This window comes from Chryseobacterium sp. AC405b (assembly GCF_979258685.1).
Genome location: NZ_OZ409877.1, coordinates 1359640 through 1384224, shown reverse-complemented (window position 1 = coordinate 1384224; position 24585 = coordinate 1359640). Strand labels below are relative to the sequence as shown.

The following is a 24585-nucleotide window of genomic DNA, read 5'->3' as shown; positions in this document are numbered from 1 at the left end:
AAATTATTTTAAAAATTATTTTTGAACTTCAAGTAAGTGACTAACTGCAGCGATCATTCCTAAAATAGAAGGAGTAGCTTCGTGCTCTATAACTTGGTGAAGTCTCTTAAATCCTAATGCTTCAAGCGTTCTCTTTTGGGTTTTTGTTCTACCAATAGCGCTTCTTACTTGTTTTACTTTAATTGTTGCCATTGTATATTTATTAACCGTTAAACACTTTACTTAGAGAAACTCCTCTCATTCTTGCAATTTCTTCTGGTCTTCTGATATCTAACAATGCTTTGAAAGTTGCCTTTACCACATTGTGAGGGTTTGAAGATCCTTTAGATTTTGAAAGGATATCATGGATACCAGCAGATTCTAATACCGCTCTTACCGCACCACCGGCAATAAGACCTGTACCGTGAGAAGCTGGTCTCAAGAAGATATCTGCACCTCCATATCTCGCCGTACTTTGGTGAGGAATGGTGTGATTCATCACAGGAACTTTTACTAAGTTTTTCTTAGCATCTTCTACTGCTTTAGCAATAGCAGAAGCAACTTCCTTAGATTTTCCTAAACCAAAACCGATAGTTCCGTTCTCGTCTCCTACAACAACAATTGCAGAAAATCCGAAAGCTCTACCCCCTTTAGTTACTTTTGTTACCCTGTTTACGGATACGAGACGATCTTTTAATTCTAATCCTCCCGGTTTTACTCTTTCTATATTATCTAGTCCTAACATATTTTCCGAAATTTAATGATTAGAATTTAAGTCCTCCTTCTCTCGCACCGTCAGCTAGAGCCTTAACTCTACCGTGATATACGAAACCGTTTCTATCAAATACAATAGCTTCAATTCCGGCAGCAATAGCTTTGGCAGCGATAGCTTTACCTACAGCAGCAGAAATTTCACTTTTAGTACCGTTAGCATCCACACCTTTTTCTCTCGAAGAAGCTGAAGCTAAAGTTTTACCATCTTTATCGTCTATTAACTGAGCGTAAATTTCCTTATTACTCTTGTATACAGATAATCTTGGCAATTCAGAAGATCCAGAGATTTTCCCTCTTACTCTTCTTTTTATTCTTATTCTTTTTTCTAATTTACTTAGTGCCATTTTCTTAAAATTTATTAAGCAGATTTACCAGCTTTACGTCTAACATTTTCTCCTACGAATCTTACACCTTTTCCTTTGTACGGCTCAGGCTTTCTGAATGAACGGATTTTCGCCGCTACCATTCCTAGAAGTTGCTTGTCAAAAGACGTTAAAGTAATAATTGGGTTTTTACCTTTTTCAGTCAATGTATCGATTACTACTTCTTTAGGAAGTTCTAATACGATACCGTGAGAGAATCCTAAAGCTAACTCAAGTTTTTGACCTGAGTGAGAAGCTCTGTAACCTACTCCCACTAGTTCTAACTTCTTAGTGAAACCTTCAGTGGCTCCAATAATCATGTTATTTACCAACGCTCTGTATAAACCGTGTAGCGCTCTGTGTTGTTTAGACTCAGATGGTCTGCTGAATGTAAGCACTCCATCTTCTTGTTCTAAAGTAATTCCTTCTGTAAGTTCCTGGATCAGTTCTCCTTTAGGACCTTTTACAGTTACTAAGCCATCTTTTTCAGTGACAGTAACTCCAGCTGGAATTGTTATAATTGATTTACCAATTCTTGACATTTTCCTTTGATTAAAAATTAATAAACATAGCAGATTACTTCACCGCCTACTTTTTCTTCTCTAGCTTTCTTATCTGTCATTACTCCTCTAGAAGTTGAGATAATAGCTACACCCAAACCGTTCAGTACTCTTGGAAGTTCTGTAGAACCTTTGTACTGTCTTAGACCTGGTCTTGAAGCTCTCTGGATAGATTTGATTGCAGGCTTGTTTGTTTGCTTGTCATACTTAAGAGCGATTTTGATTGTCCCTTGAACAGCGCTATCTTCAAACTTATAGTTTAAGATATACCCTTGATCAAATAAGATTTTCGTAAGCTCCTTTTTGATTTTCGATGCAGGAATTTCCACCACTTTGTGGCCTGCGCTTTGTGCGTTCCTTACTCTAGTTAGGAAATCTGAAATTGGATCTGTTACCATTTTTCTATTTTAAATTATTGGTTAAAGACAATCAGTATTGAAAGGACTTGAAGATTAAAATATCAGACTTCAGAAAACTTCGGTCTGATATTTATTTCTTTAGTATCCAGACAACTTAATTGTCCCGATTTTAATTAGTAATTATTACCAACTGGCTTTTTTCACTCCCGGGATAAGACCGTTGTTGGCCATTTCTCTGAAAGTTACTCTTGAAAGACCGAAAGTTCTCATGTAACCTCTTGGTCTACCTGTCAGTTTACATCTGTTGTGTAATCTTACAGGAGAAGCATTTTTTGGTAATTTTTGAAGTCCTTCGTAATCACCAGCTTCTTTCAACGCTTTTCTTTTTTCAGCGTATTTAGCTACAGTAGCTTCTCTTTTGCGCTCACGCGCTTTCATTGATTCTTTAGCCATTTCTTAGTTCTTTTTGAAAGGTAAACCGAAGTGAGTTAATAATGCTTTAGCTTCTTTATCTGTTTTCGCAGTTGTAACGAAAGTAATATCCATCCCTTGGATTTTCTTTACTTTGTCAATTACGATTTCAGGGAAGATAATCTGCTCAGTAATACCTAAGTTATAGTTACCTCTACCATCGAAACCGTCAGCTTTGATACCAGAAAAATCTCTAATACGTGGTAAAGCAGAAGACGTCAATCTGTCTAAGAATTCGTACATTTTCTGAGCTCTAAGAGTTACCTTAGCACCTACAGGCATACCTTTTCTTAATTTGAAAGCAGCTTCATCCTTTTTTGAAATAGTACCTACGGCTTTTTGCCCGGTAATATTTGTAAGTTCTTCAACAGCATAATCGATGATTTTTTTATCAGCAGTAGCGTCTCCTAAACCTTGAGATAAAATAATTTTCTCAAGTCTTGGTACCTGCATCACTGATTTATATCCGAATTCTTCCATCATTGCTGGAACAATTGTCTCGTGATATGCTTTTTTGGGTCTTGCTATATATTCCATTTGTTATTTAAAATTATAAAGTTTCACCCGTTTTTTTGTCGATTCTTACTTTCTTATCTCCGTCGATTTTGTAACCGATTTTGATAGCTTTACCGTCTTTATTAACTAAAGCTATGTTTGAGATATGTATAGAAGCTTCCTTTTCTGTAATTCCTCCTTGAGGATTTGAAGCTGAAGGCTTAACGTGTTTTTTAACGATGTTAAGTCCTGCAACGATTACTCTAGGGTCTTTTCCTTCTTTTTTGATCACTTCAATAACTTCACCAGTTTTACCTTTGATTTCTTTTTTACCAGTAGTAATGATTACGTTATCTCCTCTTTTTATTTTTAACTTTGACATTTTTTTAAAATTTTAAATATTAAAGTACTTCAGGAGCTAATGAAATGATTTTCATATATTCTTTGTCTCTCAACTCACGAGCAACGGGTCCGAAAACACGTGTTCCTCTCATCTCTCCTCCAGCGTTTAGCAAAACACAAGCATTGTCTTCGAATTTGATGTAAGATCCATCTTTTCTTCTCACTGCTTTTTTTGTTCTTACTACTACCGCTTTTGATACTTGACCTTTCTTAGCGTTTCCTGATGGTGTAGAATCTTTAATAGTAACTACGATTTTATCACCAACTGAAGCATATCTTCTTCTGGTACCTCCCAGAACTCTGATCACTAGTACTTCTTTAGCACCTGTGTTATCAGCAACTTTTAATCTTGATTCTGTTTGTAACATTACTTAGCTTTTTCAATGATTCTTACTAATCTCCATCTCTTGCTCTTGCTCAAAGGTCTTGTTTCTGTAATTAATACAGTATCTCCTTCTGTGCATTCGTTGTTCTCGTCGTGTGCAGTATATTTTTTCGTTTTCAGAACGAATTTACCGTACATCGGGTGCTTCACTCTTGTAGTTTCACTAACAACAATAGTTTTTTCCATTTTATTGCTGGAAACCACTCCGATTCTTTCTTTTCTTAAATTTCTATCCATTGTAAAAAGGATTATTGTTTGTTAGTTAACTCAGTGTTTAGTCTTGCGATTGTCTTTCTCAAATCTCTGATTTGGATTGGATTTTCAAGTGGACTGATCTTGTGAGCCATTTTCATTTTTGAAAATTGAGCTTGAGCTTCAGCCAATTTTGCTTGAATATCTTCAGCGCTTAGATTTTTAATTTCAGCTTGTTTCATTGTTTCAGAGATTAAAGAGGTTTAACAAAATCGTTAGCAACTACAAATTTGGTAACTACCGGTAATTTCTGTGCAGCAAGTCTTAAAGCTTCCTTAGCGATTTCGTAAGATACACCTCCGATTTCGAACATAATTTTACCCGGTTTTACTACAGCTACCCAATATTCTACAGCACCTTTACCTTTACCCATCCTTACTTCGGCTGGTTTCTTAGTAATTGGCTTATCCGGGAATATTTTGATCCATAGTTGACCTTCTCTTTTCATATATCTTGTCGCAGCGATACGAGCAGCTTCGATCTGTCTAGCAGTAATCCAAGCGCCTTCATTGGCTTTGATTCCGAAAGTTCCGTAAGCAAGTTGATTACCTCTTTGTGCAATCCCCTTCATTTTCATCTTGTGAACTCTACGGAATTTGGTTCTTTTTGGTTGTAACATAATTTCTTAAATTTTAGATTTTAGAATTTAGATTTTAAAAAAGTAACGGTCATTTAAAAACTATCCTCTAAAATTTTATTAATTATTTTTTTTATCTCTAGAAGGTCTTCTGTTGTCTCTGTCTCCACCTCCTCTGTTTCCGCCACCTGATGAAGGACCAGTTTTCTTCTGTTGTCCTACTAATGGAGAAAGATCTCTTCTGCCGTACACTTCACCTTTCATGATCCAAACTTTAACTCCTAACTTACCGTACTGAGTTAATGCTTCACCGATATGATAATCGATATCTGCTCTGAAAGTTGATAATGGAATTCTTCCGTCTTTGAAAGACTCAGATCTTGCCATTTCAGCACCGTTCAATCTACCAGAGATTTGAACTTTGATACCTTCAGCACCCATTCTCATTGTAGAAGCGATAGCCATCTTCACAGCTCTTCTGTAAGAAATTCTGTTTTCGATTTGCTTAGCGATACTGTCTGCAACTAATACTGCATCAAGTTCAGGTCTTTTGATTTCGAAAATATTGATTTGAATATCCTTTTTTGTAAGTTTCTTCAATTCTTCTTTTAACTTGTCAACTTCCTGACCTCCTTTACCGATGATTAATCCCGGTCTAGCGGTAGTGATTGTTACTGTTACTAATTTAAGTGTTCTTTCAATATAAATTTTTGAAATTCCACCTTTAGATAATCTTGCTTCAAGGTATCTTCTGATTTTGTAGTCTTCAGCGATTCTGTCTCCATAATCGTTTCCGCCAAACCAGTTAGAATCCCATCCTCTGATGATACCTAATCTGTTACCAATTGGATTTGTCTTCTGTCCCATACCTTGAATTAATTTTCTTTTGTACCTAAGATTAGTGTAATGTGGTTTGATCTTTTTCTGATTCTATACCCTCTACCTTGTGGAGCTGGTCTTAGTCTCTTCAATTGTCTTGCACTGTCTACAAAAATTTCTTTAACGATAAGGTTAGCTTCTTCAATATCAGCACCATCGTTCTTTGTTTGCCAGTTGGCCATCGCAGAAAGTAATACTTTTTCTAATTTCTCAGAAGCTCCTTTTTTTGAATATTTTAGGATGCTTAAAGCTTTGTCAACTTCTACCCCTCTGATGATATCAGCAACTAATCTCATCTTTCTAGGAGATGTAGGGCAATCATTGTGCAATGCTTTCACTACATCTTGATTTGTTAATTTACGTGCTAATGCACTTTCTCTTTTTCTTGATCCCATGATTATCTACTTCCTTTGTTTTTATTACCACCATGACCTCTGAAAGATCTTGTTGGAGAAAATTCGCCTAGCTTGTGACCAACCATGTTTTCTGTAACATATACAGGGATAAAAGATTTCCCGTTGTGTACTGCAATAGTTTGTCCTACGAAGTCCGGAGAGATCATTGATGCTCTAGACCAAGTTTTAATAACTGTTTTTTTACCAGCCTCTATATTTGCCTGAACCTTCTTATCTAAAGTATATGCGATGAATGGTTCTTTTTTAAGTGATCTTGCCATAATTATTTACGTTTAGATATGATATGACGGTTAGACGCTTTGTTTTTCTTTCTAGTTTTGTAACCTTTAGCAGGCATACCGTTTCTAGATCTTGGGTGACCTCCAGAAGACTTACCTTCTCCACCTCCCATTGGGTGATCTACAGGGTTCATTACTACCGGTCTAGTTCTAGGTCTTCTACCTAACCATCTGCTTCTACCAGCCTTACCTGATACAGTTAACTGATGATCAGAGTTTGAAACAGATCCAATCATTGCATAACATTCAGTAAGGATCATTCTAGATTCTCCTGAAGGCAATTTGATGATTGCATATTTTCCGTCTCTTGAAGTCAATTGAGCTGATGAACCAGCACTTCTTGCTAAGATTGCACCTTGACCTGGCTTCATTTCGATACAAGAAATTACAGTTCCCAAAGGAATACTTTTCAATTTCATTGCGTTACCTACATTAGGTTCTACGCTTTCACCAGAAATGATTTTTTGGTCAACTTTGATCCCGTTTGGAGCGATGATATATCTCTTCTCTCCGTCTGCATATTCAACTAAAGCGATGAAAGCAGTTCTGTTTGGATCATACTCTACAGTTTTTACCGTTGCTTCAACATCATGTTTGTTTCTTTTGAAGTCGATAATTCTGTATTTCTTTTTGTGTCCACCTCCGGTGTAACGCATGGTCATTTTACCAGTTTGGTTACGTCCACCTGACTTACTAATACCAACGGTTAGAGACTTCTCTGGTTTGTTGGTAGTAATTTCCTCAAAATTGTTTACAATTCTGAATCTCTGTCCTGGGGTGATAGGTTTTAATTTTCTAACAGACATTACTATTATTTATAATTAATAATTAATTTACAGCAAAAATGTCGATTACTTCTCCTTCAGCAAGAGTGATAATCGCCTTTTTTAATTTATTTGTCTTTCCTACTTGAAGACCTTTTTTAGTGTATTTCGAAGAAACTTTAGGAGCATAAATCATGGTTCTAACGTCTGCTACTTTTACACCATAAGCTTGCTCTATTGCATTTTTAATCTGGATTTTATTCGCCTTAGGTTGTACTAAGAAAGAATAAGCACCTCTTAAATCTGTAAGATAGTTTGCTTTTTCTGAAATAACTGGTTTAATAATTAGTGACATGATTTATTTCTTTAAATTTTCCTGGAATTTTTCAACTGCACCTTCTAAGAAAACGATCTCACCTGCATTGATTAAGTCATAAGAAGAAATTTCGTTGAATTTCATAACCTTAGTCTTAGGCAAGTTTCTTGAAGATAAATACACATTTTTATTTGTATCAGGAAGAATGAATAAAGATTTCTTATCATTCAATGCCAAAGCATTTAAGATAGTGATGAAATCTTTAGTTTTAGGAGCAGAAATGCTCAATCCTTCAACAATTTTTATGCTGTTATCTCTCATTTTCTGAGAAAGAACAGATTTTTTAGCTAATCTCTTAAGAGCTTTGTTCAATTTGAATCTGTAGTCTCTTGGTTTTGAACCAAAAATTCTACCTCCACCTCTGAAAACCGGCGATTTGATATCACCATATCTTGCAGAACCTGAACCTTTTTGCTTTTTCAACTTTTTAGTTGAACCAGTGATTTCGCTTCTCTCTTTTGATTTATGAGTACCTTGACGCTGAGCAGCAAGATATTGTTTTACTTCTAAGTAAACCGCGTGCTTATTTGGCTCGATTCCGAATACAGATTCGTCTAGAGTTACTTTTTTTCCGGTTTCTTTTCCTGATGTATTTAATACTACTAGTTCCATTTTCTGATAATTACATAAGAATTTTTAGCTCCCGGAACAGCACCTTTTACTACTAAAAGATTTTGTTCTTGATCCACTTTTAATACCTGAAGGTTTTGTACAGTTACCTGCTTACCTCCCATTCTACCTGCCATTCTCATTCCTTTGAATACTCTCGAAGGATCCGATCCCGCACCGATAGAACCTGGAGCTCTTAATCTGTTGTGCTGACCGTGAGTAGCTTGCATTACACCTCCAAAACCGTGTCTTTTAACAACACCCTGGAAACCTTTACCTTTTGAAGTTCCTGTTACGTCAACAAATTCACCTTCTGCGAATAAGCTTACAGTTACATCTACTCCTACTGTTACCGTGTCAACGAATTCTCTGTAGAATTCTACCAACTTAGCTTTAGGAGTTGAACCCGCCTTTTTAAAATGGCCGGCTAACGCTTTACCAACGTTCTTTTCACTCTTGTCATCGAAACCTAACTGAACAGCTTTATATCCGTCCTTTTCAATGGTTCTGACCTGTAAAACTGAGCAAGGACCTGCCTGGATAACGGTACACGGCATATTTTTGCCGTTTTCGTCAAACAGAGAAGTCATCCCAATTTTTTTTCCAATAATACCTGACATTATTTATATAATATGTTATAAAATTTTCTTGTATACACGCTCATTTTTCGAGTTCTCAAATAATTACCAAGTTTGAATTGGGCATATTCCTCCCCTAAAATGAGTGTGCAAATGTATGAATAATTTTCAAAATGACAAATATTTAATGTAAAATATTTTGATTTTTAAAGGTTTAGCAAATTCAGGCAAAAATTTACTTCACTACATGAGAGAATATTTCTATTTTTGAGAAAAAGTTATATGAAGAATATCTTCGTCATCTTCTTTAGCATGGTCAGTATATTTTCACTTGCTCAATATAATGAGTGTTCTTTAACTTCTGATTTAGCTTTACAGAATTGTAATCCAGCATTCAATACATAATGAGAATCCTTCAACTTATTTTTATTTTATTTTTAGTTGCATCCTGTAGCAAAAAGCAGTCACATCCTTATACCTATTACTATTGGAAAACTAATCTTGCTTTAAATCAAACAGAAAAAAAAGCACTCGCACAATCTAATTCACCTTATTTATATACACGGTTGTTTGATGTTGATAAAGTAAACGGAAAATTTGAGCCGGTTGCTGTGATTACCAAAGACAAAAGTTTTCAAACTGATAAAAAGATTGTACCTACTATTTTTATTACAAATCGTACATTTTTTAAGATAACTAATACAGATATAAAATTTCTTGCAAAAAGCATCAGCGATTTAATTCAGAAAAAAGTTAAAGATTATGAACTCTCTTCAAACAATGAAATTCAAATCGACTGTGACTGGACTGCCGGAACCAAAGATGATTATTTTAAATTTTTGAATGCATTAAGAAAAATCTCCGGAAAAGAAATTACCTGTACACTACGACTTCATCAGGTGAAAGATAAGAACCTGATGGGCATTCCGCCAGTAAAAAAAGTGTATCTGATGTGTTATTCCACTTCTTCACCTTTGGAAAATTCAGATAAAAATTCAATTTTGGATGTAAACATTCTGAAAAGCTATTTATCAAAACTGGAAGATTATCCGTTAAACAAAATCGAAGTTGCATTACCAATTTATTCCTGGGGAATTGTGACCAACCATTTAGGAAAACACAAACTCATCAATGGCCTGTCAAAAAAAGATTTGGAAAATCAGAATTTCAAAAAAATCTCTGACCATGAAATTGAAATTATAAAAGACGGCTTCTACTTTGGAAATTACTTAAATAAAGGTTTTAAAATAAAAATTGAGGAGATTTCGGATGAGCAGCTCGAAAATGTTATCCAATTTTTAGATAAAAAAATAAGCAGCTATACTATAATATATTATCAATTAGATAGTAAATTTGTGGAAGGAAGGAATTTTCTAAAAAGACAGAAAGTTTAAAGCAAAACACCAAAAAATAAATATGAAAAAATACATTTTATCATTAGCAGTTGCATCGCTTTTTTACACCCAATCAGAAGCCTGCTCTTGGGCAGATCCGGATTATGACTATTTTAATCTGTTTACCCAAAGTATTATTAAAGATAAATCTTATCTGCCTTTTCTTCACAACTATTCGTCCAGGTTTTATACTGATTTCAAAACCTCTCAAATTCCGAATGAGAATATTGATTCATGGAGAAAATTCTTCAATAATCAGCTGACTTATACCGAAACAGATTATCTGGTGAATAAGATCACTATGAATGATCTCAATGATCTGAAGAGAGGAAATCCTAACAACTCCTTGCTAAAAAAAGCAGGAACAGGCTTTTACGCAAAATATCGTGAAGGCATTGATTATCTTATAGAGGCAAAATATCTGGAGCCTTACATGAAAATCAATTATGTAGAAAGTCCAGATTCTTTCTATTACCGTGAAAATGAAAGTGACAAAAACGCAACTCAATTAGATTATACAAAAACGATCTCGGCATTGACTTCTTTATATAATGCTGCCAAAAATCCTGAAATCAAACAACGTTACGGTTATCAGCTGGTGAGATTTAATCACTATACAAGAAATTTTGATGTAGCTCTTGAGGCCTTTAAAAAATATGTTCAGCCGATTTCGTTAAGAGGCGCAGCATATTATATGGCATTAGATCAATTGGCAGGTGCGCAAAGAGGTTTGCAAATGGGTAGCGAAGCAAACTGGAATTTCTTCCAGGTTTTTAAAAACAGTAAAAGCCGAAAAGAATCTGCATTTATTTCGATGAAACTTTCTGACACGGCATCTTTCAACAACATTCTGAAAAGAGCGGAAAATAACGAGGAGAAAAACATGGCGTATTTTCTTTTAGGCTATGAAGATTTTACCAATCCGATCCCGATGATGGAAAAAATGTATGACATTGATCCCAATTCGGAAATCCTGAAAGTAATGGCTGCGAGAAGCATCAACGAGTTGGAAAGAAGTTATCTTCCTACCTATTATTATGAATCAAAAGAGACAGATCAATCTGTCAATACTAAATCTACAACAGCTCCTGAAACAAAAAAAGCAGAGAAAAAAGAGTTGAGCTTTTGGCAGAAATTTATTTTATTTTTTAAAAATCTGTTCAGTTCAAAATCTGACAAAAATAAAGAGGAAAGCAAAAATGACCAAAGTGACGATGAGTTGCTCGAAAACCCAAACCGAATTCCTTTTTACACAAAAAATCAAAGTTATTATTACGACGAGAACCAGAAAGATTTTCTCGATGATTTAGAAAAATTCGCTTCTAAAACTAAAGAAAAATCCACTGACGAATATTGGCAGATTGCAGATGCTTATCTCAAATTTTTAAAGAAAGATTACAAAGCAAGCACAGAAATTTTAGAAGATATCAAAACCAATAATCCTGAATATCTTGAAGAGATCAAAAGAATGAAGGTGTTGAATGATATCGTTTCGCATCCAAAAATTGATGCTGAATACGAGGAGCATTTGATGACAGATTATGCTGATTATTTTGTTGAAAAGAAAATTGAAAAAGACAGCACAGAAGATCAAAGTTATGATGATTACGGATCGACTCCTTCCACAGCTTCTTTCCTGAAAGATGTTTTGGCGAACCGATATTTTCTGCAGGGTGAAGACGGAAAATCTTACCTGATGAATAATAAATTATCTGATCTTCAATACAATCCGAATTCTACGTTGGTAAAAAGTGTGGAAGATTTTTACAGAAAACCAAATAAGACCCAATTTGAACAGCAGATCATTGCTAAAAATATGGACAACGTCGGGAATATTGATGCATTTTTTAATGTAATTTATGGTGACCGAGCCATGAGACTGGCAGATTTTGATAAAGCTAAATTGCACTATCAAAAAGCACAGAACTTCTCAGGAATTCCGAGAGATAATTATGAAACGTACAATCCGCAAACCGGAAATTATGAAAAGCTGGTTTATAATGGGCAAAACTACGACGGCTTCAACAATATTCCGAGTTTGGTTTTCGGACATAATGTTTGGGAAAGTTTCGGAAGTTCTGACGAAGAAAGTATGCAGGCAGAAGATTACACAGCTTTTCCTTTCATTAAACCAAAGATGAATAAACTTGAATTGGCGGATGCTCTCATTCAGCTTAAAAAAATAGGAAACGGCAAAGATGAAAAGTCAGCCAGTGCAAATAAATTCATCGGAAATATTTTGTATAACACTTCCATTCTCGGATATTACAGAGAATTGTTCGTTATGGATGTCGACAACAGCAACGGTGGGAAATACGACTTTTGGAGTACCGATAAGAAAACACCTTATCAGTATTACTACAAGAATTTTACTTCGACAATTTATATTGAACCTGATAATTTTGATCTGGCTTTGAATTTTTATAAAAAAGCATTAACTCTTTCTGCTAATAAAGAAGACAAAGCAAGAATTCTCTTCCAGATGGCAAGCGCCGAGCAGGGAAAATACTATCAGTACGAAGCCAAAAATCAATCAAACACAGATTATTCTGACCCAAAATGGTCTGAGAAAAATGACGCGTATCAGAAACAAATGAATGATCTTAAAAACCAAAAGTACAGAACTTATTTTGCCCAGCTGAAATCTCAATATTCCGATACTGAAGTAGCGAGAACGCTTTTGGGAAGCTGCAGCTATTTTAATTATTTTATGAAGAGATAATTTTTTAGATAAATTAAAATAAAAAAGGAATCAATGCGATTCCTTTTTTTGTTTCTGTTCCTGCAACCCTATTTCATGTTTCTTTTTAAAGGTTTCATGTTTCCTATGTTGATTTCTTTCGGCTGCATCAATCGAATGTGACGCATGAATATCTTCGTCTTCTTCGGCAAAGTCTGCCAATTTTTCGTAGTAACAATGAATCTGGTCGAGTTCTTTCTCTGTAAGATCTTCAATATCTACCATTCGGTTGCTAGCCTTTTCATTGGCAGCAATTAACTCGTTTAATTTTATCTGAATCGCTTTTGAATCTTTATTCTGAGATTTTTGAATCAAAAAAACCATCAGAAAAGTAATTATTGTAGTTCCTGTATTGATCACCAACTGCCATGTTTCGGAATAATTAAAAACCGGCCCGGAAACTGCCCAAATTACAACGATAGAGACTGCGCTGAGAAAAGCATAAGAACTTCCCGTGAATTTGGTTGCCCAATTTGAAAATTTCTCAAAAATACTTTTATCTGATTTTGACATTATGATTAATTTATATTTAAATATAAACAAAACCTACCCACTTGGTTGAGTTTTTAAGATATTTAAATGGAGATTTTATCACTTTGTCTAATCAATTTTCTGACATAATTATTTCGGATAATGGATGGCTTTATCGAGCTCGATTGGATTATTACTTTTCCTGATGTGATTCTGCATCATATCAGACAACTCTTTCATTTGTTCAGGACTTTTAACTTCAATACCCATCACCATAAATCTCGCGGTAGGATCAGTATTGTTCTTTATTTGTTCTTTAAACTCATGAAGCGGATCATTAAAATTATCAAACATTAATTTTTTGAGCTTTGCTTCATTAATTTTTACCGGCTTTTGTCCTCCAAAATTTTCAATAATTCCTGTGGTGTCATACGTTTTCGATAGATTATAACTTTTAACCAGAGAAAATTTAAAATTATTTTTGTCATCAGAAATTTCAAAAATCATACCCGGAAGACCTCTAAATTTGTATGGACCTTCGCTTAGCGCAATATCTTTTGTAAACCATGCCGTCCAGTTTCTACCTCCGAATTTGGTAATGGATTTTTGTAATTTGTAGCCTCCTAGATTCTTCGTTTCATGAGACAGTTTCCAGTTTATCTGATCTTCTGTATCTACAATAAACATGTTTTGAACATGAATATAATTTGAATTAATATTCGAATTTTTCTTTCTGATTAAAGCGGGAGTATCATCCCAAATAACGTGGTTTTGACCTTTTGTTTTGTTGGTAGAATCTGTAACTACAAAATCATAATTGTAAAATTTAACGTTATCAGTATTCACGTCCAAAACCATACTTACCTTTCGCGCTTCTGTGTCAGTTGAATCTACTTTATAATGATATTCATAAATAAAACGATGCGTTTGAGCTGTGAGACTCAAACTTATCATTGTCATAAATAATAATATTGCTTTCATTGTAATAATTTGTTACAAATATATAAATAAAACAGAACCTTGCAATACATAATAGTGTTAAATTTAAAACTTGTTATAGTTTCAAAAAAAATCCCTCTTCTTTCGAAAAGGGATTCTATAATGATGATAACTAAATTATCACACTTTAATTTCAACGTCAACTCCTGAAGGAAGTTCTAATTTCATTAGAGCATCAACAGTTTTAGAAGAAGAAGAGTAGATATCCATTAGTCTCTTGTGAGCTGATAATTGGAACTGCTCTCTTGCTTTCTTGTTTACGTGGGGAGATCTCAACACCGTGAAGATTCTCTTATTGGTAGGTAATGGAATAGGTCCGTTTACAACAGCACCAGTAGCCTTTACCGTTTTTACGATTTTCTCAGCAGACTTGTCTACCAAGTTGTAATCGTAAGATTTTAGTTTTATTCTGATTCTTTGTGACATTTCTTTGATTTAAAAAATTAACCTTTTGCTTTAGCGATAATATCTTCAGCAACGTTTTGAGGAGTAGCTTGGTACTTCTCTAATTCCATAGAAGAAGTAGCTCTTCCTGATGAAAGTGTTCTTAGAGTAGTAACATAACCAAACATTTCAGATAAAGGAACTGAACCTTTGATCACAACGGCACCGTTCTTTTCTTCTTGTCCACTGATTGTACCTCTTCTCTTGTTAAGGTCACCAATGATGTTACCCATATATTCTTCCGGAGTTACTACCTCCAGTTTCATAATAGGTTCCATAATTACTGGCTTAGCAGCACGTCCCGCTTCTTTAAATCCTAATTTTGCAGCCATTTCAAAAGAAAGTGCGTCAGAATCCACTGCGTGGAAAGATCCGTCTTTAAGAGTCACTTTAATACCTTCAACTTCGAAACCAGCCAAAGGACCGTTTTTCATTGCAGCTTTAAAGCCTTTTTCAATAGAAGGAACAAATTCTCTAGGAACGTTACCACCTTTGATCTCATTAACGAATTCTAAACCAATTTTACCTTCGTCAGCTGGTCCTAATTCAAATACGATATCAGCAAATTTACCCTTACCACCAGATTGTTTTTTGTAAACTTCTCTGTGCTGAGCAACTCTTGTAAGATTTTCTTTGTATTCTACCTGTGGCTGACCTTGGTTTACTTCTACTTTGAATTCTCTTCTCATACGATCTACAAGAATGTCAAGGTGAAGTTCACCCATTCCTGAAATGATTGTTTGACCAGAAGCTTCGTCAGTTTTAACCTGGAAAGTAGGATCTTCTTCAGCTAATTTAGCCAAAGCGTTACCCATTTTATCCTGATCTGCTTTAGTTTTAGGCTCAACAGCAATACCAATTACCGGATCTGGGAAAACCATCGATTCTAGAACGATTGGGTTTTTCTCGTCACACATTGTATCACCAGTTTTGATTGATTTAAAACCTACCGCTGCACCAATATCTCCTGCTTCAATATAATCTACAGGATTCTGCTTATTAGCGTGCATCTGATAGATTCTAGAGATTCTTTCTTTATCACCTGAACGAGTATTCAAGATATAAGAACCTGCATCTAGTCTTCCAGAGTATGCTCTGAAGAAAGCCAGTCTTCCTACGAAAGGATCGGTAGCAATCTTAAATGCCAAAGCCGCGAAAGGCTCTTTTACGTCTGGTTTTCTTGTAATCTCAAGATCTGTTCTTGGGTCAGTACCTTTGATATCATCTTTATCCAATGGTGAAGGCAAGTATTTACATACTGCATCCAACATAAACTGTACTCCTTTATTCTTGAATGAAGAACCACAAGTCATTGGGATAATAGATAAATCGATTGTTGCTTTTCTCAAAGCTTCGTTGATTTCGTCTTCTGAAATTGAATCCGGATCTTCGAAGAATTTCTCCATCAAAGTGTCATCATAATCAGCAACGGCTTCAACTAATTTCTCTCTGTATTCCAGAACTTCAGCCTTCATGTCTTCAGGAATTGGCACTACTTCGAAAGTAGCTCCTTGTCCTGCTTCGTCCCAAACGATCGCTCTGTTTTTAATTAAATCAACTACACCTTTGAAATCTTCTTCAGCACCGATTGGTAAAACGATTGGAACTGCGTTTGATCCTAACATGGTCTTAACCTGGTTTACCACGTTAAGGAAGTCAGCACCTTGTCTGTCCATTTTGTTTACGAATCCCATTCTAGCAACTTTATAGTTGTCAGCAAGTCTCCAGTTTGTTTCAGACTGAGGCTCTACTCCATCTACTGCCGAGAATAAGAATACCAAACCATCTAATACTCTTAAAGATCTGTTTACTTCTACAGTGAAGTCAACGTGTCCCGGGGTATCAATGATATTGAAATGGTAAGCTTTACTTTCAGGTAAAATTTTACCTTGATCAGTTGGGAAATTCCAAGAACAAGTAGTTGCAGCAGAAGTAATTGTAATACCTCTTTCTGCTTCCTGTTCCATCCAGTCCATTGTAGAAGCACCATCGTGAACTTCACCAATTTTATGGTTTACTCCTGTATAGAATAAGATTCTTTCTGTAGTGGTAGTTTTACCGGCATCAATATGCGCAGCAATACCAATATTTCTTGTAAATTTAAGATCTCTACTCATTTCTAATTAGAATTTAAAGTGTGAGAAAGCTTTGTTAGCTTCCGCCATCTTGTGAGTATCAGATTTTTTCTTGTAAGCAGCACCCTCTTCTCTAGAAGCCGCTACGATTTCGTTAGCTAATTTCAAAGCCATAGACTTATCATTTCTTTTTTTAGAATAGCTAATTAACCATTTCATTGCCATAGAAATTTTTCTATCAGCTCTGATTGGCATAGGAATCTGGAAGTTAGCTCCACCTACTCTTCTAGAACGTACTTCTACGTGAGGCATAACGTTTGTTAATGCATCTTTCCAGATTTCAAGGGCAGTTTTTTCAGTTTCTCCTTTTTTTGCTTCTACTAAGTCTAAAGCATCGTAGAATATTTTGAATGCGATAGATTTTTTACCATCTAGCATCAAGTTGTTTACGAATCTAGTTACCAATTGATCATTAAATGTCGGATCTGGTAACAACGGTCTTTTTTTCGCTTTTGTCTTTCTCATTGTTTCTGTACCTTATTTAATGATTATTTTTTCTTTCCTTTAGCTGGCGCAGCTGCTGCCTGACCTGGTTTTGGTCTCTTAGCTCCATACTTAGATCTTCTCTGCGTTCTTCCGCTAACACCTGCAGTGTCTAATGCTCCTCTTACGATATGATAACGTACTCCCGGTAGGTCTTTCACCCTTCCGCCGCGTACCAATACTATCGAGTGCTCTTGAAGATTATGTCCTTCGCCCGGGATGTAGGCGTTGACTTCTTTACCGTTTGAAAGTCTTACCCTTGCAACTTTTCTAAGTGCAGAGTTAGGTTTCTTAGGAGTGGTAGTATATACTCTCGTACATACACCTCGTCTTTGTGGACAAGAATCAAGGGCAGCCGATTTACTCTTCTTGGTGAGTGCGACTCTTCCTTTTCTTACTAATTGTTGAATAGTAGGCATTTAATTGCTTTTTATTTTAGGGTGCAAAATTATGAATAATTTTTTAATTGACAATAAGTTATGTGGAAATAAATATTTTTTAATCAAAAATAATTAAGCAGAGATTCAGACAGAATACGTCTTATGATTTGTTTTTATTAAAATTTTAATTTTACAGTTGAGAAGAAATAATCAGTTGATCAATTCAACTTTTACATTTTTGTTCCAATTAAAGTTTTTGATATTTTTTTTCATTTGAGTGAGTTGTTCTAAATCAATACAATATATAGAAACTTCTTCCCCATAGACCGAAATCTTATTATTTATCTTTAAAACTGCAACTTTCCTCCATGCTTCGGGGATATTACCATCAAACCAATCTTCATATACAACAGCTATCTCATAATGATTTTTATCTGTAAATTTTTCGATAAAATTTTTAAAATTCTCATCAAATTTTTTTCCATCTTTTGTAAAAGGAATCATTTCACTAGATCCAAGTCCTACAATATCCAGCAGACGAATATCTGTGAAATAAGTAATCGCACCGACATCATTGGCAACAACTTTAGATTGATTATAATAGATATTCAGAAATTTTGCAGACTGTATTTGTTGTTCATAAATATTTTTCCCTCCGTTATTTAAAATCAAATGGGCAATTCCAAATTTATAAATGAGTAAAATAAAATTCATTACAATCAAAAAACTCATCAGCTTTTCTTGTTTAATATAATTCTTAAAATCTTCAAAAAATAATTTCAATCTTGGAATCAAAGCCATAGAAAAGCCAACTAAAATATATGCTTCATATCTAAAACTACCTCGCAAGTCGGCAAAAAGCGCATGACAAATCATCAGAAGCGTAATCACTATTAAAAGGAAATTTTTTTTTACTGCATCAAGAAACTTATGATTTTTTAAATCTCTAAAAATAAAAATACCACACATTATTATAGGAAAGATCCCAACTTTATAAAAACTGATGTTTAGAAAAAGTTTATTGAATATAATATCTTTTAGCTGAATAAATAGATTGGCATCAAGATTTAATTTAGTTCCTTTTACAACTACAGAATTTGGAAAAAGGTAGCCATCCTGCTGATAATTAAAATAACAAAATACTGCGATAGGAATAAATCCGGTCAATATAATCATCACAGCAGTTTTCCATTTTTTAATTAAACTAAAACAAAAAGCAAGAGTGATGAAATAAAACATACTTTCAAAACGAACAAGCCCCATCAAGACTATCGTAAAATAAAAACCAAAAACAGCTGGCCTGTTATGATTCATTTTCGACAAACACAAAATATTGACCACCATGAGCAAAACCTGAAACAGGTGTTCCATCCCGGATAACATCAACAGATGCAAAACCGCAAAAAAGACTGTAAACAAGACTGCTAAAACTACATTTTTAACCTCTTTTAAATATTCAGAATAATATATATTGAGAAAATAAAGAATGCCAAGCCCAAATACAATATTTATATACAAAGGAAGTTGATCATTATTTCCAAAAACCTTGATACAGACACTCAGAACATAAGTAAAAAAAGGTGATGAAGACGAGGATGAAAATTCATGAGAAGTAATACCCCAAACCTGATACAGCGCAAAGTTTTTTGCCATTGCCAAATGAATGTAAGCATCATCCAGAAAATAGATGTAATGAAAATCAGTTTTAAAAAGAACATTGATGTAATATCCGAAACTCAATACGGCAATGATAAATACTATCATGCAGAAACTCTTTAAACCAACTTTAACATCCGAGAACATACCTAATACATTTTAAAAATACCAAAGATAACCATCATCAATCATTTGAAGACGATAACGGCACAATTTTTTCTGCCAATTAAGTTATTAAAAAATAAACATATGAAAAATGCCAATATTATCGGTTTGCAAGAAGCAGATTGCCAAAAAATCTCAGAAAAACTCAATATACTTTTAGCCAACTATTCGGTTTTTTACCAAAACACCAGAGGTTCTCACTGGAATATCAAAGGCGAACAGTTTTTCACTCTTCATCCGAAATTTGAAGAACTGTACAACAGTTTAGTTTTAAAAATTGATGAGATTGCAGAAAGAATTCTCACATTAGGAGCGACTCCTGCTCATAATTATTCAGATTATCTTCAGGTTTCAACGATCAAAGAAAGCAAAGAAGTTTCTGACGGAAACAAGAGTGTTGAAATCATTTTAAACTCTTTCAAAGTGGTTATCGATTTACAAAGAGAACTTTTAGACATTACTGATAAGGCAGGAGACGAAGGTACCAACTCGCAGATGAGCGATTATATCACCGAGCAGGAAAAAGAAGTATGGATGTACAATTCATATTTAGGAAAATAAAAGACAAAAATCATTTTGCTGATGATAAAAATCGCCTTGAAAAAAGGCGATTTTTTTATTTATTTTATTACATTTATTTAAAATTAAAACATGTCCGAAATACGACTCAATTCTATACTTGACAACGATTTTTATAAGATTACGATGCAAAATGCGGTTGTCAAACTTTTCCCAAGTCAAATTGTAAAATACGAATTTATCAACCGGGGAAAACACCACTTCCCTGAAGGTTTTGATTTGGCTTTGAAAATGATTGTCGATAAAATGGCAGAATTGAAACTCACAAAGGAAGAAAAGAAATTTCTGGCTAAAACCTGTCCTTATTTAAATTTACCTTATTTAGATTTTTTGGAAGGTTATCATTACGATCCTTCAGAGGTAAAAATAGTTCAGACAGGAAGTGACTTGAGAGTAACTGTTGAAGGATTATGGTACAGAACAATTCTCTGGGAAGTACCATTGTTAGCTTTAATCAGCGAATTGCATTACGAGATGAATCATATGGAAAGAGATTCTAACGATGTGGTGATGAGCAAAACACTGGAAAAGGCAAATTCATTGAATGAATTGGGAGTTAATTTTGCGGAGTTTGGAACCCGAAGAAGACATTCGTATAAAGTTCAGAATTTGGTCATGGAAGCTTTAACGCAGAAAAAAGAATCCACATTTATCGGCAGCTCAAACGTACATTTTGCGATGAAGTACAATGTAAAGCCTATCGGAACCCACGCTCACGAATGGTTTATGTTTCACGGAGCCGAGTTTGGTTTCAAAATGGCCAACGAATTAGCTCTTGAGCATTGGGTTGATGTCTACAGGGGCGATTTGGGAGTCGCACTATCTGATACGTATACAACTGATGTTTTCTTTCAGCAGTTTGATAAAAAATTTGCTAAACTTTTCGATGGTGTGCGTCACGACAGCGGAGATCCGTTTGAATTTGCCGACAAGACGATTACTCATTATCAAAGCAACGGAATTAATCCTTTATTTAAATACATCATTTTCTCAGATAATTTAAACTTAGAAAAAGTAGGAGAAATCACCAATTACTGCAAAGGAAAAATCGGAGTTTCTTTCGGAATCGGAACCAATCTCACCAACGATGTAGGTCTGAAACCAATGAATATCGTCATGAAATTAATCGGAGTTCAGGCTCTCAACAAAGAATGGATTCCTACGGTGAAACTATCCGACGAACACGGAAAATACACCGGGGATCCGAAAATGATCGAGCTGGCAAAAGAATTTTTGAGAATTAAAGACTAAAAACATATAATGATGAAAAAAATAATCCTTTTAATTTTAATCTCCTCCACGCTAACCTCATGTTTTATCTACACAAAAGGTGAAGATGGAAAACCGGGTAAAGATGGAAAACCAGGACAAAACATTTCAGTTGCAGAAAAAACTTCAGAGTTTAATCAAAAATTGGCTGATTCTCTCGGAGCAGATAAGTTCGGAATGAAGGCTTACACAATCGTTATGCTGACAACAGGTACAGCGAAAATTGAAGACAAAGCTAAAATGACCGAACTGATGAATGGCCACATGGAAAACATCGGAAAACTCGCCAAAGAAGGAAAAATAGTTGTTGCCGGACCGTTTTCAGGAAAAAACCAAAGAGAATACCGAGGAATGTTTATATTCAATACAAAATCTAAAGAAGAAGCTGAATCTTGGGTAAAAACAGATCCCGCTGTTGCTGCAGGTGTTTTCAATTATGAAATTTTTCCTTGGTACGGTTCCGCTGCATTGCCTTTATATCTGAAGCATCACGATGAGATTGCGAAAGAAAATCCTTAAGTATAAACCTCGCAAATATGTGAGGTTTTCTTATTTTTAATTAAAACTAAACCAGCATGAAAAATAGATTTCGTTTCAACTAAAATTTTGACGGTTTCCCATAATCAAATCCTACTTTTCTTTTGTAATTTTGAAAAATGGAGACGACTTATTTAATCATTGGATTTATTTCAGGAGGAATTATTGGTGCTGTTATTTTGTATTTTATCCTAAAATCTTCAACGGTTTCCAGGAACTCTTACGATGAGCTTAATAGTTTATTCATTAAAAATAATTCAGATCTTGAAAATTCAATCTTAAAGATGAATGAATTAAGTCAAAATATTAATAATGAAAAAGAAATAAACTTACGTCAATACGATTTGCTCAATGATTTGAGAAGCGAGTTTTCCAGAATATCCGCGGAAAAATCTTCATTAGACATTCAGTTAAAAGAGCAAAAACAGATTTATAACGATCAGATGATTCAGATTAAAGAACTCCAAGACAAAAAACAGGAAATTCTTGCTTTGAATTCTGAACTTTCAGCTATTAACAACAGTCTGAAAAATTCTCTTGAGACTCAAAAAGAGGAAATCACTAAAATTCAGGAGGAATCAAAACTCCAGTTTGAAAATTTAGCCAATAAAATTTTAGAAGAAAAAACTGAAAAATTTACAACGCTTAACCAGAACAATCTTAAAAACATCCTTGATCCATTTCAGGAAAGAATTACAGATTTGAAAAATAAAGTGAACGAAGTTTATGACAAGGAAAACAAAGAGCGTTTTTCTTTAGGCGAAAAAGTAAAAGAATTAGCATTACTCAATCAACAGATTTCGGAAGATGCCAAAAAATTGACCAGAGCATTAAAAGGTGAAAGCAAAACCCAGGGAAACTGGGGGGAAATGATTTTGGAAAGCATTCTGGAAAAATCCGGGTTGGTAAAAGGAAGAGAGTATTTTCTGGAACATGAACTGAGAGATGAAGATAACAAAGCTTTGTTTTCGGAATTTTCCGGTAAAAAAATGCGTCCTGATGCTGTAGTAAAATATCCCGACGAAAGAAATGTCATTATTGATTCTAAAGTTTCATTGACAGCTTTCACAGAACTCGTTGACGAAACGGATCAGAATGTTTATCAGATCAAACTCAATCAACATTTGTCTTCCATGAAAACTCACATCAGTCAACTAAGTCAGAAAGCGTACGATGATTACGGAAAATCGCTGGACTTTGTGATGATGTTTATACCAAGCGAACCTGCTTATATTGCTGCAATGCAGGCTGATCAAAATCTTTGGAACTTTGCTTATGAGAAAAGAATTTTACTTCTCAATCCAAGCAATCTGATTACATCACTGAAATTGATTGCCGATCTCTGGAAAAGAGAATATCAAAACAGAAATTCTATGGAGATTGCAGAGCGTGGCGCAAAACTATATGATAAATTTGCGGGTTTTATAGAAAATCTTGAGAAAGTCGGGAAGAATATTGATCAGGCAAAAAATGTTTACAACGATGCATTCAAACAATTATCAACAGGTAACGACAACCTGATTTCTCAAACCCAAAAACTTAAATCTTTAGGAATCAAAAATAAAAAAGAACTTCCGCAAAGTCTGATCAACAGCATAAATGATGATTTATGATGGATAAATGATTTTTAAAAATTATTTTTGCAGTATATATTGATAAGCAATCATGATCATCGAAAGTTTTCAGAACGAAAAAATAAAGAACATCACAAAGCTCTTGACAGACAACCGTTTCAGAAAGAAATCTGGTGTTTTTGTCGTTGAAGGTCAACAGGAAAACGAAAGAGCTCTGAAATATCATTTTGTAGCTGAAGAATTCTTTATTTGCGAAAATATTTTTAAAGGAACACTTCCAAAAGAGAAAATCCATTACGTTTCTGAGAAAGTTTATGAAAAAATAGCTTACAGAGGAAGTTCTGAGGGGATTATCGGAATTTATAAAGCAAAAGAATCTGATTTAAATACTTTTAAATCTAAAAACGACTCAACGGTCATTATCGTAGAAGGCGTTGAAAAACCTGGAAATTTGGGAGCAATTTTGAGAAGTTGCGAAGCTTTCGGAATTGATGCTTTAATTATTGCAGATGCCAAAACAGATTTTTATAATCCGAATGTGATTCGTTCCAGTGTGGGATGTTTATTCGGAATGGAAGTTTTTCAGGCAGACAATCAGGAAACTTTGGAATTTTTGTTGAAAAATGATTTCAACATCTACACCACTATTATGGATGAGACTTCTGAAGACCTGTATAAGAGAGATTTCAAAAAAAAATCAGCAATTTTATTCGGAACCGAACATTCAGGGCTCAGTGAATATTGGATCGGAAAAGGAAAAAACACTTTGATCCCGATGATCGGAAGTATTGATTCGTTGAATTTAAGCAATGCTGTAGCCATTACCTGCTATGAAGCCTTGAAACAGAAGAAAAGTCAGTAACAACTGTTAACTCAATATTGAGCATAAAAAAACCGCTTCGCTGGGCGAAACGGTTCTTTATTTTTAGCAGTTGCTAGAAATTATTTCTTAACAGCAGCTTTAGCTGAGTCAGTTTTAACTTCAACGCTATCTTTCTTCATATCAGCAGCAGCTTTAGTAGAATCGATAGTAGCATCAGCAGTAGAATCAATTGCAGTCTGAGTTGAATCAGCAGTTTGCTCTAATGAATCTGTAGTAGAAGTTGTAGCTTCACCTTTCTTACAAGCAACTAAAGAGATTGCAGCGATAGCAGCTACGAATAATGACTTTTTCATAATAAATTAAATTTAATTTTGTTAATATTGTTTTTAAATCTTTTTCTCTGTTCGGTTATTTGAACAA

At 34.6% G+C, this 24585-nt stretch carries 34 protein-coding genes; 7 read left to right on the top strand and 27 right to left on the bottom strand.

Going from position 1 to position 24585, the window contains the following annotated elements:
* Window positions 1-15 precede the first annotated feature (15 nt).
* The 19 genes from rpmD to rplC all read right to left on the bottom strand — a co-directional run bounded on the left by rpmD (window position 16) and on the right by rplC (window position 8558).
* Window positions 16-192 carry a 50S ribosomal protein L30 gene (gene rpmD / locus ACZZZA_RS06715; RefSeq protein ID WP_162087521.1) on the bottom strand — a complete coding sequence of 59 codons (177 nt, stop codon included), beginning with the start codon at window positions 190-192 and terminating at the stop codon, window positions 16-18.
* A 10-nt stretch (window positions 193-202) separates the two neighbouring features.
* Window positions 203-724, bottom strand: coding sequence for a 30S ribosomal protein S5 (gene rpsE / locus ACZZZA_RS06710; RefSeq protein WP_463430402.1), 522 nt, complete (start codon window positions 722-724; stop codon window positions 203-205).
* A 19-nt stretch (window positions 725-743) separates the two neighbouring features.
* On the bottom strand, window positions 744-1097 hold the full coding sequence (rplR, locus tag ACZZZA_RS06705) for a 50S ribosomal protein L18 (RefSeq protein ID WP_129535104.1): 354 nt from the start codon (window positions 1095-1097) through the stop codon (window positions 744-746).
* A gap of 14 nt (window positions 1098-1111) precedes the next feature.
* Window positions 1112-1657, bottom strand: coding sequence for a 50S ribosomal protein L6 (gene rplF / locus ACZZZA_RS06700; protein WP_463430401.1), 546 nt, complete (start codon window positions 1655-1657; stop codon window positions 1112-1114).
* A 17-nt stretch (window positions 1658-1674) separates the two neighbouring features.
* Window positions 1675-2073, bottom strand: coding sequence for a 30S ribosomal protein S8 (gene rpsH / locus ACZZZA_RS06695; protein ID WP_129535106.1), 399 nt, complete (start codon window positions 2071-2073; stop codon window positions 1675-1677).
* Between the two features lie 144 nt (window positions 2074-2217).
* The gene (gene rpsN / locus ACZZZA_RS06690) at window positions 2218-2487 is read right to left on the bottom strand and encodes a 30S ribosomal protein S14 (RefSeq protein ID WP_034712998.1); all 270 of its coding nucleotides are present in this window, start codon (window positions 2485-2487) and stop codon (window positions 2218-2220) included.
* Between the two features lie 3 nt (window positions 2488-2490).
* The gene (gene rplE, locus ACZZZA_RS06685; RefSeq protein WP_129535107.1) at window positions 2491-3042 is read right to left on the bottom strand and encodes a 50S ribosomal protein L5; all 552 of its coding nucleotides are present in this window, start codon (window positions 3040-3042) and stop codon (window positions 2491-2493) included.
* Between the two features lie 13 nt (window positions 3043-3055).
* Window positions 3056-3382, bottom strand: a complete 327-nt coding sequence (gene rplX, locus ACZZZA_RS06680; protein WP_463430400.1) for a 50S ribosomal protein L24 — start codon at window positions 3380-3382, stop codon at window positions 3056-3058.
* 19 nt (window positions 3383-3401) lie between these two features.
* The gene (rplN, locus tag ACZZZA_RS06675) at window positions 3402-3770 is read right to left on the bottom strand and encodes a 50S ribosomal protein L14 (RefSeq protein ID WP_034684837.1); all 369 of its coding nucleotides are present in this window, start codon (window positions 3768-3770) and stop codon (window positions 3402-3404) included.
* Entirely contained in the window at window positions 3770-4024 is a 255-nt protein-coding gene (rpsQ, locus tag ACZZZA_RS06670) for a 30S ribosomal protein S17 (RefSeq protein WP_027383312.1), read from the bottom strand. The genes rplN and rpsQ overlap by 1 nt, the downstream gene beginning before the upstream one ends.
* Before the next feature lie 11 nt (window positions 4025-4035).
* The gene (gene rpmC, locus ACZZZA_RS06665) at window positions 4036-4221 is read right to left on the bottom strand and encodes a 50S ribosomal protein L29 (RefSeq protein WP_463430399.1); all 186 of its coding nucleotides are present in this window, start codon (window positions 4219-4221) and stop codon (window positions 4036-4038) included.
* 11 nt (window positions 4222-4232) lie between these two features.
* Complete coding sequence (gene rplP, locus ACZZZA_RS06660) at window positions 4233-4658, bottom strand: 50S ribosomal protein L16 (RefSeq protein ID WP_463430398.1); 426 nt, start codon at window positions 4656-4658, stop codon at window positions 4233-4235.
* 78 nt (window positions 4659-4736) lie between these two features.
* Complete coding sequence (rpsC, locus tag ACZZZA_RS06655; protein WP_463430397.1) at window positions 4737-5483, bottom strand: 30S ribosomal protein S3; 747 nt, start codon at window positions 5481-5483, stop codon at window positions 4737-4739.
* 8 nt (window positions 5484-5491) lie between these two features.
* Window positions 5492-5890, bottom strand: a complete 399-nt coding sequence (gene rplV / locus ACZZZA_RS06650; RefSeq protein ID WP_047442260.1) for a 50S ribosomal protein L22 — start codon at window positions 5888-5890, stop codon at window positions 5492-5494.
* 2 nt (window positions 5891-5892) lie between these two features.
* Entirely contained in the window at window positions 5893-6171 is a 279-nt protein-coding gene (gene rpsS / locus ACZZZA_RS06645) for a 30S ribosomal protein S19 (protein ID WP_463430396.1), read from the bottom strand.
* 2 nt (window positions 6172-6173) lie between these two features.
* Window positions 6174-6995, bottom strand: coding sequence for a 50S ribosomal protein L2 (gene rplB, locus ACZZZA_RS06640; RefSeq protein WP_463430395.1), 822 nt, complete (start codon window positions 6993-6995; stop codon window positions 6174-6176).
* A gap of 22 nt (window positions 6996-7017) precedes the next feature.
* On the bottom strand, window positions 7018-7308 hold the full coding sequence (gene rplW, locus ACZZZA_RS06635) for a 50S ribosomal protein L23 (protein WP_129535110.1): 291 nt from the start codon (window positions 7306-7308) through the stop codon (window positions 7018-7020).
* Between the two features lie 3 nt (window positions 7309-7311).
* Window positions 7312-7941 (bottom strand): 50S ribosomal protein L4, encoded by a 630-nt coding sequence (rplD, locus tag ACZZZA_RS06630; protein WP_463430394.1) that lies wholly within the window; start codon window positions 7939-7941, stop codon window positions 7312-7314.
* Window positions 7932-8558, bottom strand: a complete 627-nt coding sequence (gene rplC / locus ACZZZA_RS06625) for a 50S ribosomal protein L3 (protein ID WP_463430393.1) — start codon at window positions 8556-8558, stop codon at window positions 7932-7934. Before rplC ends, rplD begins: the two co-directional genes overlap by 10 nt.
* Window positions 8559-8920: 362 nt before the next feature.
* On the opposite strand from rplC, the gene ACZZZA_RS06620 reads away from it, so the two are divergent.
* Together ACZZZA_RS06620 and ACZZZA_RS06615 are read left to right on the top strand one after the other, a co-directional pair.
* Complete coding sequence (locus ACZZZA_RS06620) at window positions 8921-9910, top strand: hypothetical protein (protein WP_463430392.1); 990 nt, start codon at window positions 8921-8923, stop codon at window positions 9908-9910.
* 22 nt (window positions 9911-9932) lie between these two features.
* Entirely contained in the window at window positions 9933-12632 is a 2700-nt protein-coding gene (locus ACZZZA_RS06615; protein WP_463430391.1) for a hypothetical protein, read from the top strand.
* A 30-nt stretch (window positions 12633-12662) separates the two neighbouring features.
* Here the strand turns inward: ACZZZA_RS06615 and ACZZZA_RS06610 are convergent, their stop codons facing one another.
* The 7 genes from ACZZZA_RS06610 to ACZZZA_RS06580 form a co-directional block, all read right to left on the bottom strand.
* The gene (locus ACZZZA_RS06610; protein WP_463430390.1) at window positions 12663-13163 is read right to left on the bottom strand and encodes a low affinity iron permease family protein; all 501 of its coding nucleotides are present in this window, start codon (window positions 13161-13163) and stop codon (window positions 12663-12665) included.
* A 108-nt stretch (window positions 13164-13271) separates the two neighbouring features.
* A complete protein-coding gene (locus tag ACZZZA_RS06605; protein ID WP_463430389.1) occupies window positions 13272-14102 on the bottom strand; it encodes a GLPGLI family protein in 831 nt (276 codons plus the stop codon).
* Window positions 14103-14240: 138 nt separating this feature from the next.
* Window positions 14241-14546: a 30S ribosomal protein S10 gene (gene rpsJ, locus ACZZZA_RS06600; RefSeq protein WP_002661363.1), complete on the bottom strand. Its 306-nt coding sequence runs from the start codon at window positions 14544-14546 to the stop codon at window positions 14241-14243.
* A 17-nt stretch (window positions 14547-14563) separates the two neighbouring features.
* A complete protein-coding gene (gene fusA, locus ACZZZA_RS06595; RefSeq protein WP_463430388.1) occupies window positions 14564-16681 on the bottom strand; it encodes an elongation factor G in 2118 nt (705 codons plus the stop codon).
* A 6-nt stretch (window positions 16682-16687) separates the two neighbouring features.
* The gene (rpsG, locus tag ACZZZA_RS06590; RefSeq protein ID WP_463430387.1) at window positions 16688-17164 is read right to left on the bottom strand and encodes a 30S ribosomal protein S7; all 477 of its coding nucleotides are present in this window, start codon (window positions 17162-17164) and stop codon (window positions 16688-16690) included.
* A gap of 23 nt (window positions 17165-17187) precedes the next feature.
* Window positions 17188-17601: a 30S ribosomal protein S12 gene (gene rpsL, locus ACZZZA_RS06585; protein WP_027383325.1), complete on the bottom strand. Its 414-nt coding sequence runs from the start codon at window positions 17599-17601 to the stop codon at window positions 17188-17190.
* Between the two features lie 171 nt (window positions 17602-17772).
* Window positions 17773-19326: a hypothetical protein gene (locus ACZZZA_RS06580; protein WP_463430386.1), complete on the bottom strand. Its 1554-nt coding sequence runs from the start codon at window positions 19324-19326 to the stop codon at window positions 17773-17775.
* A 141-nt stretch (window positions 19327-19467) separates the two neighbouring features.
* On the opposite strand from ACZZZA_RS06580, the gene ACZZZA_RS06575 reads away from it, so the two are divergent.
* The 5 genes from ACZZZA_RS06575 (at window position 19468) to ACZZZA_RS06555 (ending at window position 24204) form a co-directional block, all read left to right on the top strand.
* Window positions 19468-19944, top strand: a complete 477-nt coding sequence (locus ACZZZA_RS06575) for a Dps family protein (RefSeq protein ID WP_463430385.1) — start codon at window positions 19468-19470, stop codon at window positions 19942-19944.
* A gap of 90 nt (window positions 19945-20034) precedes the next feature.
* A complete protein-coding gene (gene pncB, locus ACZZZA_RS06570) occupies window positions 20035-21213 on the top strand; it encodes a nicotinate phosphoribosyltransferase (RefSeq protein WP_463430384.1) in 1179 nt (392 codons plus the stop codon).
* A gap of 12 nt (window positions 21214-21225) precedes the next feature.
* Entirely contained in the window at window positions 21226-21750 is a 525-nt protein-coding gene (locus tag ACZZZA_RS06565; RefSeq protein ID WP_463430383.1) for a YciI family protein, read from the top strand.
* A gap of 137 nt (window positions 21751-21887) precedes the next feature.
* A complete protein-coding gene (locus tag ACZZZA_RS06560) occupies window positions 21888-23381 on the top strand; it encodes a DNA recombination protein RmuC (RefSeq protein WP_463430382.1) in 1494 nt (497 codons plus the stop codon).
* Between the two features lie 52 nt (window positions 23382-23433).
* Entirely contained in the window at window positions 23434-24204 is a 771-nt protein-coding gene (locus ACZZZA_RS06555; protein ID WP_463430381.1) for a TrmH family RNA methyltransferase, read from the top strand.
* A gap of 80 nt (window positions 24205-24284) precedes the next feature.
* Here ACZZZA_RS06555 and ACZZZA_RS06550 read toward each other — a convergent pair whose 3' ends face one another.
* Window positions 24285-24518, bottom strand: coding sequence for a hypothetical protein (locus ACZZZA_RS06550; RefSeq protein ID WP_463430380.1), 234 nt, complete (start codon window positions 24516-24518; stop codon window positions 24285-24287).
* Window positions 24519-24585 lie beyond the last annotated feature (67 nt).

Coding starts and splice junctions, on each gene's coding strand:
- rpsS (WP_463430396.1), bottom strand. CDS start 6,171: ATGGCAAGATCACTTAAAAAAGAACCATTCATCGCATATACTTTAGAT.
- rpsG (WP_463430387.1), bottom strand. CDS start 17,164: ATGAGAAAGACAAAAGCGAAAAAAAGACCGTTGTTACCAGATCCGACA.
- rpsL (WP_027383325.1), bottom strand. CDS start 17,601: ATGCCTACTATTCAACAATTAGTAAGAAAAGGAAGAGTCGCACTCACC.
- rplR (WP_129535104.1), bottom strand. CDS start 1,097: ATGGCACTAAGTAAATTAGAAAAAAGAATAAGAATAAAAAGAAGAGTA.
- ACZZZA_RS06560 (WP_463430382.1), top strand. CDS start 21,888: ATGGAGACGACTTATTTAATCATTGGATTTATTTCAGGAGGAATTATT.
- rplE (WP_129535107.1), bottom strand. CDS start 3,042: ATGGAATATATAGCAAGACCCAAAAAAGCATATCACGAGACAATTGTT.
- rplB (WP_463430395.1), bottom strand. CDS start 6,995: ATGTCTGTTAGAAAATTAAAACCTATCACCCCAGGACAGAGATTCAGA.
- rplW (WP_129535110.1), bottom strand. CDS start 7,308: ATGTCACTAATTATTAAACCAGTTATTTCAGAAAAAGCAAACTATCTT.
- rpsQ (WP_027383312.1), bottom strand. CDS start 4,024: ATGGATAGAAATTTAAGAAAAGAAAGAATCGGAGTGGTTTCCAGCAAT.
- ACZZZA_RS06620 (WP_463430392.1), top strand. CDS start 8,921: ATGAGAATCCTTCAACTTATTTTTATTTTATTTTTAGTTGCATCCTGT.
- rpsH (WP_129535106.1), bottom strand. CDS start 2,073: ATGGTAACAGATCCAATTTCAGATTTCCTAACTAGAGTAAGGAACGCA.
- rplX (WP_463430400.1), bottom strand. CDS start 3,382: ATGTCAAAGTTAAAAATAAAAAGAGGAGATAACGTAATCATTACTACT.
- rplN (WP_034684837.1), bottom strand. CDS start 3,770: ATGTTACAAACAGAATCAAGATTAAAAGTTGCTGATAACACAGGTGCT.
- ACZZZA_RS06580 (WP_463430386.1), bottom strand. CDS start 19,326: ATGATAGTATTTATCATTGCCGTATTGAGTTTCGGATATTACATCAAT.
- rplF (WP_463430401.1), bottom strand. CDS start 1,657: ATGTCAAGAATTGGTAAATCAATTATAACAATTCCAGCTGGAGTTACT.
- ACZZZA_RS06575 (WP_463430385.1), top strand. CDS start 19,468: ATGAAAAATGCCAATATTATCGGTTTGCAAGAAGCAGATTGCCAAAAA.
- fusA (WP_463430388.1), bottom strand. CDS start 16,681: ATGAGTAGAGATCTTAAATTTACAAGAAATATTGGTATTGCTGCGCAT.
- ACZZZA_RS06605 (WP_463430389.1), bottom strand. CDS start 14,102: ATGAAAGCAATATTATTATTTATGACAATGATAAGTTTGAGTCTCACA.
- rpmD (WP_162087521.1), bottom strand. CDS start 192: ATGGCAACAATTAAAGTAAAACAAGTAAGAAGCGCTATTGGTAGAACA.
- rplV (WP_047442260.1), bottom strand. CDS start 5,890: ATGGGATCAAGAAAAAGAGAAAGTGCATTAGCACGTAAATTAACAAAT.
- rpmC (WP_463430399.1), bottom strand. CDS start 4,221: ATGAAACAAGCTGAAATTAAAAATCTAAGCGCTGAAGATATTCAAGCA.
- rplC (WP_463430393.1), bottom strand. CDS start 8,558: ATGTCAGGTATTATTGGAAAAAAAATTGGGATGACTTCTCTGTTTGAC.
- ACZZZA_RS06550 (WP_463430380.1), bottom strand. CDS start 24,518: ATGAAAAAGTCATTATTCGTAGCTGCTATCGCTGCAATCTCTTTAGTT.
- ACZZZA_RS06610 (WP_463430390.1), bottom strand. CDS start 13,163: ATGTCAAAATCAGATAAAAGTATTTTTGAGAAATTTTCAAATTGGGCA.
- rpsE (WP_463430402.1), bottom strand. CDS start 724: ATGTTAGGACTAGATAATATAGAAAGAGTAAAACCGGGAGGATTAGAA.
- rpsC (WP_463430397.1), bottom strand. CDS start 5,483: ATGGGACAGAAGACAAATCCAATTGGTAACAGATTAGGTATCATCAGA.
- rplD (WP_463430394.1), bottom strand. CDS start 7,941: ATGGAACTAGTAGTATTAAATACATCAGGAAAAGAAACCGGAAAAAAA.
- rpsJ (WP_002661363.1), bottom strand. CDS start 14,546: ATGTCACAAAGAATCAGAATAAAACTAAAATCTTACGATTACAACTTG.
- ACZZZA_RS06565 (WP_463430383.1), top strand. CDS start 21,226: ATGAAAAAAATAATCCTTTTAATTTTAATCTCCTCCACGCTAACCTCA.
- ACZZZA_RS06555 (WP_463430381.1), top strand. CDS start 23,434: ATGATCATCGAAAGTTTTCAGAACGAAAAAATAAAGAACATCACAAAG.
- rpsN (WP_034712998.1), bottom strand. CDS start 2,487: ATGGCTAAAGAATCAATGAAAGCGCGTGAGCGCAAAAGAGAAGCTACT.
- pncB (WP_463430384.1), top strand. CDS start 20,035: ATGTCCGAAATACGACTCAATTCTATACTTGACAACGATTTTTATAAG.
- ACZZZA_RS06615 (WP_463430391.1), top strand. CDS start 9,933: ATGAAAAAATACATTTTATCATTAGCAGTTGCATCGCTTTTTTACACC.
- rplP (WP_463430398.1), bottom strand. CDS start 4,658: ATGTTACAACCAAAAAGAACCAAATTCCGTAGAGTTCACAAGATGAAA.